Origin of the sequence: Oxynema mangrovii CENA135 (genome assembly GCF_016632315.1) — a bacterium.
Taxonomy (GTDB): domain Bacteria; phylum Cyanobacteriota; class Cyanobacteriia; order Cyanobacteriales; family Laspinemataceae; genus Oxynema; species Oxynema aestuarii.
The window spans coordinates 508,148-524,670 of record NZ_JAEOXH010000003.1 but is presented as its reverse complement, the minus strand read 5'-3'; the positions used below and the strand labels follow the sequence as shown (position 1 = coordinate 524,670).

The following is a 16,523-nucleotide window of genomic DNA, read 5'->3' as shown; positions in this document are numbered from 1 at the left end:
TTTTGATAAAAAAAGTAATTGTTAGGATTGACAAAATCCCGATTTTAGCATCCAAATTGGCAAAAAGAGAAAGGTAACGAAGCGATCGCACGATCGCGGATCCGCGAGGGAATCGGGGAAAAAAGAGGCAATCCCAGATCGAGCGGCCACAAGCGACCCCGTTAAGCGGAACTGAGGGCGATCGCACCCGCCATCGACCGGAGCAGATCGGCGCTTCCAGGGATGGGCGATCGGCGAATCCCGGTGGGTCGATCCCCTTGCCAAATCTTATATACTTTGAAATGAACGGCTATGTCTTATCAATTCAGGGTATGGCATCTTTTCGATTGCGATACTCGCCAGAAAGATCGCTAAAGGGAAAGGCACTCAAAACGAGAGTGCGATCGCATTAGAGCCGTCTTCTGCGGAGCTGCAAAACAATTCGGTTTTCGCTAAACCCCTCCGAACTTTGATAAAAGTCAGCTTCGATCGGGGATGGAATCCATTTTTAAAATTCAGCGAGAGAGCCTTCAAAATAACTAGGGCTGATTTTGCTTAAAAAGAGAAAAATAATGTCTGTTTACCGAAAAAAAACTGTTATCGATCGCCGGAAAATTTCATCGGAAACTTGCCCGGAAAATTGTGCGGATCTTTGCGATTTCCTGTTAGGGACAGCCGACCGGGCGTCCGAGGGGTGGTGGTCGGTCAAAGCGAGCAGCCGAGAACTGTTCTATCTCAACGAAGCCGCGCGCCAACTCTACGATCGCCCGAGCGAAGCCTTTGAAACCGCTCCCCACCTGTGGCTAGAGGCGATCGCCGCTCGCGATCGCGCCCGAGTGGAAACGGCGATCGCGGATCTGCTCGATCGACCGCCAACCGACCCCACCCCCCGACGCCTCAGCCTCGAATACGCCATTCAACGACCGAACGGATCCGAATGTCCGGTCCGTCACGAACTGTGGGCGACCCCAAACACCGGGGAAGCGCCCCAACGGCTCGACGGCGTCCTGTACGCGATCTCCCGACCCCAGAGCGCACCGACCCCCTCACCATTACCCCTCGATCTGGGGCGCACTCTGAACCGGGCCCGGGACTTATACTTCGTCGCCGACTCGCGGGGGGAATTGCAGTGGGTCAATCGCGCCTGGGAACGGCTATTCGAGGGCGATCGCGCCCCAGCGAGCCGGAGCAGTTGGCTCGATCGGATCCATCCCGACGATCGCGCCTTGGCTGCAGCCGAACTCGAACGCTTGCACCGGGGAGAACCGCACAGCCAATTTGAAACCCGGATCGACACCGGGGATGACCGGGAACGGTGGGTGGAATGGAGCGTCACGGCGGACGGCGGCGGCGCCCTGTTCGGCGTCGGACAGTCGGTGGACGAGCGCAAACAAAAAGAACGACGACAGCGCGATCGCCAAATCCAACTGTTAAAACAACAAATGGCTCTGGTCGAACTGGCAAAACACCGGAGCTTGTACGGCGCCGACCTCCAGTTTGCCGCTTCCCAAATTACCGAAACTGCCGCCCGGGTTCTCGGGGTCGCGCGAGCCAGTATCTGGCTTTACGATCGCGATGGAGAGGCGATCGTCTGCGAGGATCTCTACGAACTCGACAGCGATCGACATTCCCGGGGATCGGTGTTGTCGGCGCGGGACTATCCGGCGTATTTCCAATCCCTCGCAGCCAATCGAGCGATCCTCGCCCGCCGCGCGTGCACCGACCCGCGCACCCGGGAGTTGAGCGAAGATTATCTACTTCCCCTGGGGATTACGGCGATGCTGGACGTGCCGATTCGATGCGGCGATCGCCCGCACGGGGTTTTGTGCTTGGAACATATCGGCACGACGGAACGCAATTGGAGCATTAGCGAGGAAAACTTCGCCCAATATTTAGGCTACGCGATCGCCCTGACCCTGGAAACCAACGATCGCGCCCGGGTCGAAACCGCCCTCAATCGCAGCCAAACGCGCTTTGAAAAAGTCGCCGACAGCATCCCGGGGGCGATTTACCAATTGCGGCGATCGCCCGACGGCGAGCTGTCCTTTCTCTATATCTCCTCCGGATGTCGGGAACTGTGGGAAGTCGAACCCGAGGCGATCCTCGCCGATCCCGAGGTCTGGTTCGGCCAAATTCATCCCGAGGATCGCGATCTCGTCGAACGGGCGATCGCCGCCTCTGCCGCCCATTTAGAGCTGTGGCAGTCCGAATGGCGCACGATCGCCCCGTCGGGAGAACTCAAATGGCTCAAAACCGCATCGAAGCCCGATCTCGAAGCGGATGGCAGCGCGATTTGGTCGGGAGTGGCGATCGATATTACCGAACTCAAAGCGACCGAAATCGCCTTAAGCGACAGCGAAGCGCGCTATCGGGCGTTTGTGGAAACGATCCCCGACATGTTATTCCGCCAAAGTGCCGACGGGACTTTTCTGGACTTCAAAGCCCCCAATCTCGAAAATCTGGCGGTTCCCCCCAGTGCCTTTTTGGGCAAAAAAACCCGGGAAGTGCTGCCCCCCGCGATTGCCGAAACCGTCGAGGGATATATTGCTTTGGCCCTAGCAACGGGACGAATTTATAGTTTCGAGTACCAACTCCCCAACCCAGACGGGACCTTAGGAGATTTTGAAGCGCGGATCGCGCCGATTGACGAGACCGAAATTCTCGGGATCGTGCGCGATATCGGCGATCGCAAACGAGCCGAACGACAAGTGGCAGAAGCGTTGAAAGCCACCGAACGAACCAAACGGCTGCTACGACAGGCGATCGATACGACCCCAGATTGGATTTTTGCTAAAGATCGGGACTTTCGCTATCTGTTGGTCAACCAAAGTTACGCGACGGCGTTGGGAAAAACCCCGGAAGAAATGCTCGGTCACGACGATCTGGAACTGGGATTCCCTCCCGAGCAAGTCTTCGGCGATCGCGATCGCGGTATTCGCGGCTTCCGTCAGGACGATCGCGCCGTTCTCGCCGGAGAGAGGATCTACAATTCTTACGATCCGGCGACCGACGGTGACGGTAAAATGCGCTTGTTTGAAACTCAGAAATTGCCGTTAGTTGACGAAGACGGTCAGATCGTCGCCATTATCGGTTTTGCTCACGACTACACCGAGCGCCAACAGGCAGAAGTGGCGTTGCGTCACAGCCAAAAGCAACTCCAAGAAGCCCAACGGATCGCCCAAATCGGCAGTTGGGAGTTGGATGTCGCCACCGGGGAGATCGTCGCTTCGGAACAACTGTACCGGATCTTAGGACGAAGCCCCGACGAGGCGATCGCCTCCGTTGACGACTGGTTCCAGGCGATCGACCCCGACGACCGCGACGCTTACCGCGATGCCCTCGAAACGGCGATTTCCCGTCCGAGTGTTTGCGATCTCGACTTGCGGGTGATGCGTGCAGATGGCACTTGGCGCTACGCTAACGCTCGCATCGAATCGAGTGCGGATCCCGACGGTACGATCGCGCAAGTGTTCGGTACGCTTCTCGATATTACGGACCGCAAACGGGCCGAAGCCTTAAACCAGCGTCTGTTGGGGATTCTCGAAGCGACCCCCGATTTTATCGGAACCACGACCCTTTCCGGACAAATCACCTATATCAACCGAGGCGGTCGGCAGATGATCGGCTTGAGTCGCGATCGCGAACTCGGGGATTTCTCTGTCGGCGACGTACACCCGACCCATATCAGTCAACTGATGGTCGAAGTCGCCATTCCTACGGCGATCGAACGGGGGATCTGGCACGGTGAAACTCAACTCCTGCACGCCGACGGTCACTTAATCCCCGTGTCGCAAGTGGCGATCGCTCATTACAACGACAACGGGGAGGTCGAATATTTATCGACGATCTGCCGCGATATTTCCGAGGTCAAAGCGGTGGAAATGACCTTGCGAGAACAAGAGCAGTTTTTACGCAGTATTTATGAAGGGGTCGATATCGGTATTTCGATCGTCGATATCGAACGGGACGAATCGCCGACGGGCTACCGTTTCCGCTATGTCGGTCACAATCCGACCTGGCAGCGACTGGCACCGATCGCCCCCGAGGGAACCGTCGGCGAGGCGACCTCGGAGTTGCTACCCCCCAATGCGGCTGAAATTCTCGGCGATCGTTATCGCCAATGTGTAGAAACTGGGGAGGCGCTTCGTTTCGAGCAACCCTTTAATTTCGATCGCGTCGCCACCTGGTGGGAAATCGCCATTACCCCCCTTCGCGACGGCGAAGGTCGGATTTGGCGGGCGATCGTAACCACTACGAATATCACCGAACGCAAACAATCGGAATTAGCCTTACAAGAAAGCGAAGCCCAATATCGAGAACTGGCGTATCGGGAAGAACTGCTCAACCGTCTGGCGACCCAAATTCGCAATTCTTTAGATTTACAAACTATTGTCGCTACGGCGGTCAGCGAAATTCGCAATTTGTTAGAGAGCGATCGCTGCATGTTCTGGCGCTACTATCGCGACGGCGAACGACCGTTTTGGGAGTTAGTCAACGAAGCGAAAAGCCCCCAGTTAGCCAGTAGCAGCGCCTATTACAGCCAGGAAAAATTGGGATCGTTCGGGGAGATGTTACTACAATTCAAACCGATTCAAATTGACGACATCGATCGCGAACCCGACCCCACCTTGCGCGCCTTGATGATGGCAACTCGACATCAATCGAGTTTGCTGTTACCGATGCGAACGGAATTGGACGAAATCTTCGCGGTGATTTGCACTCAAGATCTCTCCAAACGTACTTGGGAAAAAGACGAGGTGGAATTGTTACAGGCAGTGTGTAATTCCCTGGCGATCGCCATCGATCAAGCGTCATTATATACGCAATCGCGCGAGTCGGCGCGATTGGCGACGGCGAAGAGTTTGGAATTAGAACAAACCTTAACCGAGTTGCGACAAACTCAAGCAAATTTAATTCAAGTGGAAAAAATGTCGTCTCTCGGTCAGTTAGTGGCGGGAGTTGCCCACGAAATTAACAATCCGGTAAATTTTATTTATGGGAATTTGATTCATACGGAAGAATACACGGCGGATTTATGTTCGGTTTTGGCATTGTACCGCGAGCATTATCCGGATCCGACTCCGGAGATCGAAGCGGAGATCGAAGCGGTGGAATTGGACTATTTAATCGAAGATCTTCCCAAAACGATCGCCTCGATGAAATCCGGGGCCGAACGAATTCGCAAAATTGTCCAGTCTCTGCGGACTTTTTCTCGCTTGGACGAAGCGGATATGAAGCGAGTTCGGATTCAGGACAATCTCGACAGCACTTTGATGTTATTGCAACATCGCTTGCAAGGCAATTCCCATCGCCAGGCGATCGAAGTGGTCAAAGAGTACGGTGATTTGCCGGAAATTGAATGTTATCCGGGACAACTGAATCAAGTTTTTATGAATATTTTGAATAATGCCCTCGAAGCGATCGAAGAGCGCGATCGCAGCTCTAATTCCGGACAAAATTCCCCAGAATCGGGACAAATTCTCATTGCCACGCGATCGCTGGCTAATTCAATTGAAATTCGGATTGCCGATAATGGAATCGGCATGAGTGAAACGACGATCGCCAAAATTTTCGATCCGTTTTATACCACCAAACCCGTCGGTTTTGGAACGGGCTTGGGATTGGCGATCGCCTATAAAATTGTAGTAGACAAACATGGGGGGAATTTACGCTGTACGTCTCAAATCGGTCGCGGAACTGAGTTTGTTTTAGAAATTCCTCTGACCCAAACGCGATCGGCGATCGCCTCTTGATGTTAAGGGGATTTTGAGGGTTTATTTTAGAGCTATTGATTCGATTTTCCGGTTATTTCAGAGTAAAATACAATTAATGAGTTCTCTATTTTCTCCCCGTCATCCCAATTTTAAATATCGCCTATTTCTCGCCCTTTCCCTCCTGGCGATCGTCCCGTTAGGACTGGCGTTAAAGTTTTATCCCGGTCCGGGACGCGAATGGGTTAACAATAGTTTTGGTGGCGTTCCTTATAACATTTTTTGGATGTTATTACTGGCCTTTTTAGTGCCGAAGTTGTCGCCTAAATGGAATGCTTGGATCGTGTTTGTCGTGATTTGTGCTGTAGAATTTCTACAGTTATGGCATCCGCCCTTTTTAGAGGCGATTCGAGCGACGTTAATGGGTCGGTTGGTATTGGGAACATTTTTTACTTGGTCGGACTTTCCCTATTACGCGATCGGCTGTTTGGCGGGCTGGTGGTGGTTGCGTTTTTTACAACATCAAGCCTTACGCAGCCACTTAAATCGGGCGATCGCGTCGGAAGAGTCCGAAGGCAATCATTAACCGAAAACGACGGTGCGATCGCCGTAAACTAAAACCCGATTTTGCAGGTGCGATCGCACGGCCCTCGCTAACACGATCCGTTCTAAATCTTTCCCTTTCCGAATCAAATCGGCGATTTCATCTCGGTGAGAAACCCTCACCACATCTTGTTCGATAATCGGTCCTGCGTCTAACTCGTCGGTGACGTAATGGGCCGTCGCCCCAATAATTTTCACCCCGCGTTTGTAGGCTTGATGGTAGGGTTTTGCGCCGACAAATGCAGGTAAAAAGGAGTGGTGAATATTGATAATATTCGGGAAGCGCGTGATAAAGTTATGGCGCAAAATCTGCATGTATTTTGCTAAAACAACGATATCGATCTGGTAGTCTCGCAATAATTGCAACTGTTTTTCTTCTTGTTCGGCTTTGTTGTCCGGGGTAATCGGTAAGTAGTGAAAATCGGCACCAAATTGAAGCGCAATCTCTTTTAAGTCTTCGTGATTGCTAATAATTAAGGGAATTTCTGCCGTAAATTCTTTGGCTTTTTGTCGCCAGAGTAAATCGAGCAAACAGTGATCTTGACGGCTGACCCAAATCGACAAGCGGCGCACGGTATCGGAAAAATGCAGTTGCCAATTCGCTTGTAAAGATCCGGCGAGTTGTTCGCAAGCGGGGGCGATTTCTTCTCGGGATAAATCAAAGCCTTCTAATTGCCATTCGAGGCGCGTGAGGAAGATTTTTCGGGTAAAATCGGTGTGGTGATCGGCGTGAACGATATTGCCACCGTGAGAATAAATAAAATTAGCAATTTCGGCGACTAATCCCCGGCGATCGGGGCAAGAAAGTAATAAGGTTGCGGTGGGTGAGGTCATTGGAATTTTAGATTTTAGATGTTGGATTTTAGATTATATCATTGGGGTATTTCACTTGATTTTTTGAAATATCTAGCAGTTTTTACAGCATTTTCCTCTGCTATGCAAGACATTTAGATCCCCCTCGCCAGGTAGGGGTTTGGTTACCAAACCCCTACTTTCCTCGTTCCCCCCGAAATCCCCCCAACCCCCCTTTGAAAGGGGGGCGAAGGGGGGATAGGGGGATAGGCACTGTACTTCATCAGACGCCCGAGTGCTGTAATACTGTTTTTCAAAAATTTTCAAAAATAATGAGAGAGATCGAGGGTTTAGAAAATGGTATAAAGCAAGGAAATTCTCGATTGATTGATGATTTTATATAAATCGACCCGAGGCGATCGCCTCGGGTCGAAAGTCGTCAACTCGAACGATAAAAAATCAAATCACGACAGTACCATTAGTCTTTTTTCGGCTTGTAGGTAGAGGCGACGTGGAGTTCTTTAAGTTGGGGTTGCTCCACCTTCGCCGGGGCGCCCGTGAGTAAACAACGGGCTTGTTGGGTTTTTGGAAAGGCCATGACATCGCGGATCGATTCTTCTGAGGCGAGGAGCATCACGAGACGGTCTAAACCGTAGGCGATACCGCCGTGAGGGGGGGTTCCGTAGTCAAAGGCATCGAGTAAGAAGCCGAATTTACTGCGGGCTTCTTCTTCGCTCAAACCGATTGCCTCGAACACTTTTTCCTGGATTTCGCGTTGGTAAATCCGCAAGCTGCCGCCGCCGATTTCCAAGCCGTTATACACCATGTCATAGGCCAAAGCCCGGGCATTTTTGAGGTCGTCGAGGTCTTCCGGGTTGGGGGCGGTGAAGGGGTGGTGCAGGGCTTCGAGCCGTTTTTCGTCGGCGTTCCACTCGAACATCGGGAAGTCGGTGACCCAGAGTAAGTTAATTTTACTCTCGTCGATGAGGCCGAGTTGACGGGCGACGACTTGGCGGAGGCGATCGAGGGTTTTATTGACGGTGGCGGTGTCTCCGGCGCCGAAGAGTAATAGATGTCCCGGTTGGGCGTCGGTGCGCGCGAGCAGTTCTTGTTTTTGTTCGGGGGTGAGGTTGTCGGCGATCGCCCCGATCGTGTCGATTTTACCGCCTTCGCGCACGCGAATGTAGGCGAGTCCCTTAGCTCCGGCTTCGGCAGCTTCTTTGAATAAGTCGCCGCCGGGTTTGATGCGGACGTTGGAGATCGCGTCGTTTCCGCCGGGGATCGGCAGGACTTTGACGATCCCACCTTGGGCGACGGCGCCGGAGAAGACTTTAAAACCGGAGTCTTTCACCAAGTCGGAGACATCGACCAATTCCAAGCCGTAGCGGGTGTCCGGGCGATCGGTTCCGTAGCGGTCGATCGCCTCGGCGTAGGTGAGGCGGGGGAACGGACGGGGCAAGTCGATCCCGCGAACGGCTTTGAAGATATGACACATCAGGGCTTCGTTAACGTCGAGCATCTGCTCGATTTCGACGAAACTCATTTCGATGTCGAGTTGGGTAAATTCCGGCTGGCGATCGGCCCGCAGGTCTTCGTCGCGGAAGCAGCGTGCGATCTGGTAGTAGCGATCGCACCCGGCGACCATCAGCAGTTGTTTGAACAGTTGCGGCGACTGGGGTAAGGCGAACCACTCGCCGGGGTTGACCCGAGAGGGAACCAGATAATCGCGGGCGCCTTCGGGAGTCGAACGGGTCAGCATCGGGGTTTCGACTTCGATAAAGTCCCATTCGTCTTCGAGGAAGCGACGCATCGCTTTGATCGTTTCGTGGCGAATCCGCAGGTTGCGGCTCATCCGTTCCCGGCGTAGGTCTAAATAACGGTATTTGAGGCGTAATTCTTCGCGAACGGCTTCGGTGTCGGCGTTAGCCACCGGAAACGGCAGTTTTTTGTAAATACCATTGAGTAGTTCGACGCGATCGGCGTAAATTTCCACTTCCCCCGTGGGCAGTTTGGGGTTGAGCGAATCCTCGGGACGCCGGGAGATCCGTCCGGTAATTTTGACGACGTATTCGTTACGCATTTTTTCGCAATCGGCGTAAGAATCCGGGGTGCGTTCGGGGTCGCTGACGACTTGGACGATGCCGGAGCGATCGCGCAAATCCAAGAAAATCACGCCACCATGATCGCGACGACGGTCTACCCATCCACAAAGGGTGACAGTTTCTCCAATATGCTCGGGTCGGAGGTGGCCGCAGTAGTAAGTTCGCATGGTGGTCGATAGAAAATTCAGACTGAGTGGATTGACAAGTCAACGAGGTTGAGGTGTTGCCCGTGGGGGTCGCGTTCGCACGACGAGCCGGACAAACTTCTCAATTATCCGGCATGAGGGGGCATCCTGAGTAGATCTCCGTAAGATTGTGCGAAATCACAGGGAAAGGAGATGGTAACACAAAACAAACCGGGGTCAGAGACGTAGATGCTCTGACCCCGGTTTTGGCAATTGAGGCGACCGGAGATCCCGGCGCGGGTTTTATTGCTTTTTGGAGGGATTGACGATCGAATTCCAGGCATCGGTGGCCATTTGACTGAGGCGATCGCCTAAATCCTTGATTTCTTTTTCGATCGCTTCCCAATTCTGGCGTGCGTCCATTTCCATCAGTTTGACGGTGTAGGCGATGCGATCGGGATCGAGGACTTTATCTTTTTCAATCGCTTCTCGCGCCTGTCCCACGGCTTTGAGATAGGCATCGGTGGTAAACTGGCTGGCTCCTTGGATTTCCGCTTGAGCGCGTTTTTTAATCGCTTCAAACAGCGCCATCGTCTCTTTTTTCACCTGTTCGGTGGCATCCGGCATCTGTTCGTTAACCAGTTTGGCCGTCTCGGGGCTGACTTCGACTAAGGCGCTTTCCTTGGGCACGTTATTGGCTTCGTCTGTCATGTTTGTTGCTCCTGAATGGGTTTTTAAAGTTTGAAAACTCGGGAATGATGGGGGCTACAGTGGCTTTAACTGCGAATGAAGTTACCCACGTCGGCCCCGGGTAAATCTCCTTCTAACTTTAGCAACCGTTCGACCCGGGCTTCGGTAGACGGGTGGGTTGAGAAGAGATTGGCTAAAAATTGGCGCGTGGAGAATCCATTGGCGATCAATAGGGGCTCGAAGGCGGGATTCCCTTGAATCGGAATGGTTTCAGCGCTGCTGCTCAACCGTTCCAAGGCGCGGGCTAAGGCCCTGGGGTTTCCGGTCAGTCGGGCCGACCCCGCATCGGCGGCAAATTCGCGAGTTCGCGAAATCCCCAATTGAATCACGGTGGCGGCGATCGGCGCCAGGAAGAGGGTTAGAATCAAGCCGAGAGGATTGGGGCCGTCGTCGTCGCCACCCATGGGGAAGAACCAAAAGGCCATTTGGGCGATAAAGGAAATAGCCCCGGCAATGGTGGCGGCGACGGCTTGAGTGAGGGTGTCGCGGTTGAGAATGTGGCTCAGTTCGTGGGCGATGACGGCTTCGAGTTCGTCCCTGGGGAGGAGGTTGAGAATGCCTTCGGTGACGGCGACGGCGGCATGTTCGGGGTCGCGTCCGGTGGCGAAGGCGTTGGCGGACGGACTCGGGACGATGTAGAGGGCGGGCATCGGGATTCCGGCGCGATCGCTCAGCCGCCGCACCATGTGGTAGAGTTCGGGGGCTTGGTTGAGGGTCGCGGGTTGGGCGCGGTACGCCGCCAGGGCGATGCGATCGGAATAGTACCACGAGCCGATATTGGTGACGGCGGCTAGGGTGACTCCGATTAAGGCTCCCGTAGAACCACCGATGAGCAGGTAGCTTACACTGATGAGTAAGCCACTGAGCAGACCTAGAAGGGCAACGGTTTTAAATTGATTCATAGTCTACCCACCTCGTTAAATTCGCTAGAATAGGAAGGTTTACGAGAAAATACGGAAGAAAATTAGGGGCGATCGCCTCCGATCGCGTTTTCCTCAAGTGTTTTCCTCAAGTGCTTTCCATTGTATCGAGTGCCTTGGAGGTCGGCAGGCAGAAAACGCCCCCACTCAGGTACGGTTTCACTCACTGCCGGAATGGGATCGGGGCGATCGGCTATTTTTTGTTAGCCCTTAACAGTATGGGTTGAGGAGTATGGGTTGAGGTTTTGCATCGATCGCCCCTGGAATCGACAACCCAGCTAGAATTCGGCGTTTAATCATGCAAGAATTCATTACAGCAATTCGCGCTGTCATGAGGTACAAGAGGCAAAGATCCCCCCAACCCCCCTAAATCCCCCTTAATAAGGGGGATTTAGGGGGATCGAAATGTACCGCCCAACAGCGAAAACTGCTGTATTTTTCACAAAATAACAGTCTTGCCACAATTAAATCTTAAATAGCACAATAACTGTCACATATATATATCTGTCGAGAAATTGTCAACAAAACACAATCCTCCGAAACCGTTATGAGTCAATCTCCTGGCAACCAACACCCATTGCCATTGACAAAAGATTAAAGCTTAAGATAAAACTCAATAAAATACTCACAGTCTCGACACCTTCGATCCGACGATCGCCTCGCGATCGACAAATGTATTTAATTTTGAATTCTTGTTCGCAAAAAACATTTGTATTTCATGATGTTTTTTAAAACAATTGAGTCACTCAACTGACAAGCTTTTTACCTTCTTCAAAAACTAGTTACCAGTAGAATAATGATATCTTACTTACGAAAATGCCTCTTCGTCCTAGGCGACAAAAAGAAATACTTAGTTCCCCTGACTTTTTCTTTTCTATTTGTTTCTTTGATGGAAGCTTTCGGGATTGGCTTAATCGGGCCATTTTTATCCCTTGCGACCCAACCGGAGATCGTTCAAACCAATTCATTTTTAAATAATTTATACGCTCGGTCTGGATTACCTTCCGAAAGTCAGTTTATCGCCTGTCTCGGAATATTTATTATCCTGATTTTTATCTTCAAGTCGATTATTAGTTGGAACGCACAAACCTATGTCTTTATTTTTAGCTTCCAACTCAAAGGCGAGTTAGCGAATAAGTTAATGAACGCCTATTTAAACGCACCATACACCTTTCACCTATCTAGGAATAGTGCAACTCTAATCCAGAGCATTACCAACTATACCTATACTTTCGGTCATGCTATTTTAATCCCCCTGCTCAATTCTATTGCCAACGTCATTGTCATTTTATCTTTAACCCTTTTGTTATGTGCCACTAACTTAATGGCCATTGTTGCGATTTTAGCGCTTCTTCTTCCTTGCTGGTTGCTGTTTGCTTATTCAAAAAACAAATTAAGCTACTGGGGACAAGAAGTTCATGAAGCGAACGAATCGATGATTAGAATCATCAATCATGGATTGGGAGGAATCAAAGAAACAAAAGTTATTGGATGCAGTTCTTACTTTGAAAACCAACTCAAAACCCAAACGGATAAATATGAAAAAGCGAGCGGCTCCTTTTTTGGCTTTAAACTATTACCCCGGATTATTGTTGAAACTTTTTTAGTTATTTTTCTGGTTGGGTTTATCTCTCTGTTTTTATTGCTAGATCAAGACGTCCAGCAATTGACTGCCATTTTAAGTATTTTTGCAGTGGCTTCCATTCGTTTAATTCCGGCTATCAGCAACTTGATGGGCGCAATTAGTACCCTAAGAAATTCGGATTATGTCCTTAAAAAACTTTATTTAGATTTAAAAGAATTGGAGGCTTCTGAAGAGAATTTAAAAGAGATTTACGGAAAACATTCAGATAAATTTGAAGCCGTCTCGAAGCAAAAAGGATTAGTTCTGGCCGATCTTCCAGAGTCGATCGAACCTCTGGAGATAAAAGATAGCATCGAAATCGAAGATATCTTTTATCATTATCCCAACATTTCAGAATCTGCGATCGCTGGAATTTCCTTTGAAATTAAAAAAGGCGAATCGATCGCATTAATCGGCAAATCCGGCGCGGGTAAAACAACGTTAGTCGATATTATTTTAGGGCTACTGATTCCTCAAGACGGAGATATAAAAGTCGATCGCCACTCGATCTATGAAAACTTGGCAAATTGGCGTCAATCGATTGGATATATCCCACAATCAATTTTTCTCATTGACGATACATTAGCCAGAAACATTGCTTTTGGAGTGAGTGACGATCGCATCGACGAACATCGATTGCAACAAGCTATAGATGCAGCTCAATTGCGCGAGTTAGTTGACGAACTCCCAGAAGGATTGCAAACGGAAGTGGGGGAAAGAGGAGTCCGCTTATCAGGCGGTCAGCGTCAGCGTGTGGGGATTGCTAGAGCGCTTTATCACGAACGAGAAGTTTTAGTTTTAGATGAGGCGACGGCAGCATTAGACAATGAAACGGAAAGTTTAATTTCTGAGGCAATTAACGCACTCAGTGGCACGAAAACCATGATTATTATCGCCCATCGTCTGACCACGGTTAAAGACTGCGATCGCATTTATACCTTAGAAAAAGGTAAAATTGTCAAATGTGGCACCTATGAAGAGGTGGTTCTCGGTGAAGAAAGCCACTCAGATTAGGTGACTCTCTTTCTTTTTTAAAATGCATAGGTGTCAATAGATGGGTAGGTGTTACTGGGTCTCGCCGAAGGTGTCATTTGAAAAATCAAAGAGCATTGGCATACATCAATCGAAACAGCTCATTAATATTCACTTAGTAATTCCTAACTGGTTTAAATAAAGATCGATAAGATGACACAATAATATGAACCACTTAAAATCTCCTCTCAATGTCGTTCACTTGAGTACCTTTGATATTTCCGGGGGGGCTGCTCGTGCCGCCTATCGAGTCCATCAAGGATTAAAAAAATTTGGGGTTAATTCCCAAATGTTGGTTCGGGTAAAGTCCAGCCAAGACCCCAAGGTTTTAGCTCCTAAAACAGGGTTTGGAAAAGTTTTTTCGCGTTTCAGGGCTAATTTAAACTCCTTTCCTTTAAAATTTTACTCTGGTCTTAATTACAATAGTTTTTCTCCTCAGTGGTGTCCGGATGGAATTGACGAGCGAGTGGCAACCATCGCTCCAGATATAGTTTGCTTGCATTGGGTCGGCAATGGATATTTACAGTTAGAAACATTAGCTAAGTTAAAGAAACCCCTCATTTGGACGCTGATGGATATGTGGCCATTTACTGGGGGATGTTATTACAGTGGGGATTGCGATCGCTATCGGGTCAATTGTGGTGCTTGTCCATTTTTAAACTCTCAAAAAGAGTCGGATTTATCCCGTTGGATTTGGAATCGAAAAGCCAAGGTCTGGAAAGAGTTAAATTTAACGGTTGTTGCTCCCAGTCAGTGGTTGGCTCAATGCGCGCGATCGAGTTCTTTATTGCGAGATTGCCGCGTTGAAGTCATTCCCTTCGCTCTCGATACTCAAACTTATAAACCGATCGATCGTCATACTGCCCGTCAAATTTTAAACCTTCCCCAAGATAAAGATTTAATCTTATTCGGAGCTATTCAGGCGACCAAAGATCCGCGCAAAGGATTTTCTCTACTTCAAGAAGCCTTACAACAATTATCTCATTCCCAGTGGCAAGATCGGAGTGAATTAGTCATTTTTGGATCGTCTCAACCGGAGCAACCTATCGATCTGGGCTTGAAAACGAATTATTTAGGTCATTTACATGACGATATTTCTTTAAGCATTGCTTATGCAGCAGCCGACGTGGCGATCGTTCCTTCCAAAGAGGAAGCATTCGGACAAACAGCTTCGGAATCTTTAGCCTGTGGAACCCCCGTAGTGACCTTTAATGCTACGGGCTTAAAAGATATTGTCGATCATCAACAAAATGGCTATCTCGTTAAACCCTTTGACAGCGAAGATCTCGCCCGAGGGATCGCTTGGGTTCTCGACGATCGCGATCGCCATCGCCAGTTAAAAATAGCCGCTAGAGCAAAGGCAGAACGAGAATTTTCTTTAGAATTACAAGCCTCTCGCTATGTCGATCTATTTACGGAAATTTTAGAACGAAACACGACCGAAAACTAATGGATCTCGCCCCTTAAAGAACGTCATTGATATCGATCGCGCCACACTCCCGGGATTCGCACGAGGGCAATAAGTGTATCTAAGCACTCTATACAAAAATTTGGTTCGAGAGACCCAACCTTGTCAGATCAAACCACCTCCGTCTCTCAACCTTCCCCCACCTCCGAAGCGAACCGATGTTGCAACCGATCTTCGCGACCTGCGAACCGCGTGCCAAAATCCTTTCGGGAGAATTGGCATTTGAATTATTCGCCGCCGACTTGCGCGCCGTCGTCGAAGGGAAAGCCCCTCACGTTTATCAAGACCCTCATACTTTCTTTGCCAATACCTTCGCTACTGAGGGGATCAAAACCCTGATTCGCGAAGTATTTGGCCGTTTGAGCCGCCAGGGGATCGGTTCCCGGGCAATTCGCTTAGAAACCAGCTTTGGCGGCGGTAAAACCCACGATTTGATTGCCTTGTGGCATATTTGCAAGCAAGGGCGCCGGATCTAAGGGACACGCCAGCTTCACCTGACCGAAGCGGGCAGAGCGGTTCATCGTCTTCCACCAGACGACGAATAACATACAAGGGACAGAGCATTGCCGTGTCCTTCCGACAATTTGGCAAGTTGACAAGGTCGAACTCAGATCCACCGAATTTAGGACGATCGCAGTGAATTCGTCTCAAATATTGCTCCAATGGGCAGAAATTCAGTGAAATCACGTAGCACGTTGACTGACACGCCCTCGGTCAAAGCTAGATCGCTGTCGAGGCTTCAATCTCCGTCAGGTCTGTATCTTTTGCCAGAAGAACTTTACAGCCTCTACAGACGGGCTGGCGACGGGGGCGATCGCCTCCCGATCGCTTTTGTAAAGATTGTGTAAATCCACCGCGAAAGCTCTTGCAATTTCCAACCGATTAATGGCATACTCTCAGTAGATTTTCGGAAATCTCATAATAAAACTCATTTAATTTATTCCACCCAGATCGATTGATGCCCTATCGGTCACCCAAGAGATTCGCGGCTTCGAGATTGATTCCTTGAGGCGAGTGCAGTCTTTCTGGGGAGGTCGAGGCGATCGGATCTTCAGGGAAAATGCATCTTTAATAATAAATCGTCGAAGGAAAAATGTTGGCTTTTTTGCCGCCATCGAGTCTGTAGCAATTTTCTATTGATTCAGCTCTCGATCGCTCTTTGGAATTCCCTTGAAAAAGGGATTCATACTTGCCTTTCTAGGGCGCCAGTGTCAGCCTATCTATGGCGATGGCGATGGCGATCGAGATTCTGGATCTAGGTTTTCTCAACCCAATCAATTACGAAAAAATCTCTCTAAATTCCCTTGTTACAGGGGAGTTCGGGAGATGTAAGCTCTATTTCGCTCAATTGAACTCAATTGAGGCGAAATAGCTTAAGCGATCGGCACAATTAAAACAATTTTAAAGCGTTGTCGAT

Annotated in this window: 9 protein-coding genes; 5 read left to right on the top strand and 4 right to left on the bottom strand. The window is 50.0% G+C overall.

Annotated elements, in window-relative coordinates; translation table 11 throughout:
- Nucleotides 1-551: 551 nt before the first annotated feature.
- Together JJD41_RS21880 and JJD41_RS21875 are read left to right on the top strand one after the other, a co-directional pair.
- On the top strand, nt 552-5,732 hold the full coding sequence (locus tag JJD41_RS21880; RefSeq protein WP_200669600.1) for a PAS domain-containing protein: 5,181 nt from the start codon (nt 552-554) through the stop codon (nt 5,730-5,732).
- Nucleotides 5,733-5,808: 76 nt separating this feature from the next.
- Entirely contained in the window at nt 5,809-6,276 is a 468-nt protein-coding gene (locus tag JJD41_RS21875; protein ID WP_200669599.1) for a ribosomal maturation YjgA family protein, read from the top strand.
- Here JJD41_RS21875 and purU read toward each other — a convergent pair.
- The 4 genes from purU to JJD41_RS21855 all read right to left on the bottom strand — a co-directional run bounded on the left by purU (nt 6,273) and on the right by JJD41_RS21855 (nt 10,964).
- The gene (purU, locus tag JJD41_RS21870) at nt 6,273-7,127 is read right to left on the bottom strand and encodes a formyltetrahydrofolate deformylase (protein WP_200669598.1); all 855 of its coding nucleotides are present in this window, start codon (nt 7,125-7,127) and stop codon (nt 6,273-6,275) included. The two genes, JJD41_RS21875 and purU, sit on opposite strands and share 4 nt — an antisense overlap.
- Nucleotides 7,128-7,563: 436 nt before the next feature.
- Nucleotides 7,564-9,354, bottom strand: a complete 1,791-nt coding sequence (gene aspS / locus JJD41_RS21865) for an aspartate--tRNA ligase (RefSeq protein ID WP_200669597.1) — start codon at nt 9,352-9,354, stop codon at nt 7,564-7,566.
- A gap of 261 nt (nt 9,355-9,615) precedes the next feature.
- Nucleotides 9,616-10,023 carry a hypothetical protein gene (locus JJD41_RS21860; protein ID WP_200669596.1) on the bottom strand — a complete coding sequence of 136 codons (408 nt, stop codon included), beginning with the start codon at nt 10,021-10,023 and terminating at the stop codon, nt 9,616-9,618.
- 65 nt (nt 10,024-10,088) lie between these two features.
- Nucleotides 10,089-10,964, bottom strand: a complete 876-nt coding sequence (locus JJD41_RS21855; protein WP_200669595.1) for a M48 family metalloprotease — start codon at nt 10,962-10,964, stop codon at nt 10,089-10,091.
- 814 nt (nt 10,965-11,778) lie between these two features.
- On the opposite strand from JJD41_RS21855, the gene JJD41_RS21850 reads away from it, so the two are divergent.
- The 3 genes from JJD41_RS21850 (at nt 11,779) to JJD41_RS21840 (ending at nt 15,582) form a co-directional block, all read left to right on the top strand.
- A complete protein-coding gene (locus tag JJD41_RS21850; protein WP_200669594.1) occupies nt 11,779-13,620 on the top strand; it encodes an ABC transporter ATP-binding protein in 1,842 nt (613 codons plus the stop codon).
- Nucleotides 13,621-13,804: 184 nt separating this feature from the next.
- Complete coding sequence (locus tag JJD41_RS21845) at nt 13,805-15,088, top strand: glycosyltransferase family 4 protein (protein WP_200669593.1); 1,284 nt, start codon at nt 13,805-13,807, stop codon at nt 15,086-15,088.
- 176 nt (nt 15,089-15,264) lie between these two features.
- The gene (locus JJD41_RS21840; protein WP_234489056.1) at nt 15,265-15,582 is read left to right on the top strand and encodes a hypothetical protein; all 318 of its coding nucleotides are present in this window, start codon (nt 15,265-15,267) and stop codon (nt 15,580-15,582) included.
- Nucleotides 15,583-16,523 lie beyond the last annotated feature (941 nt).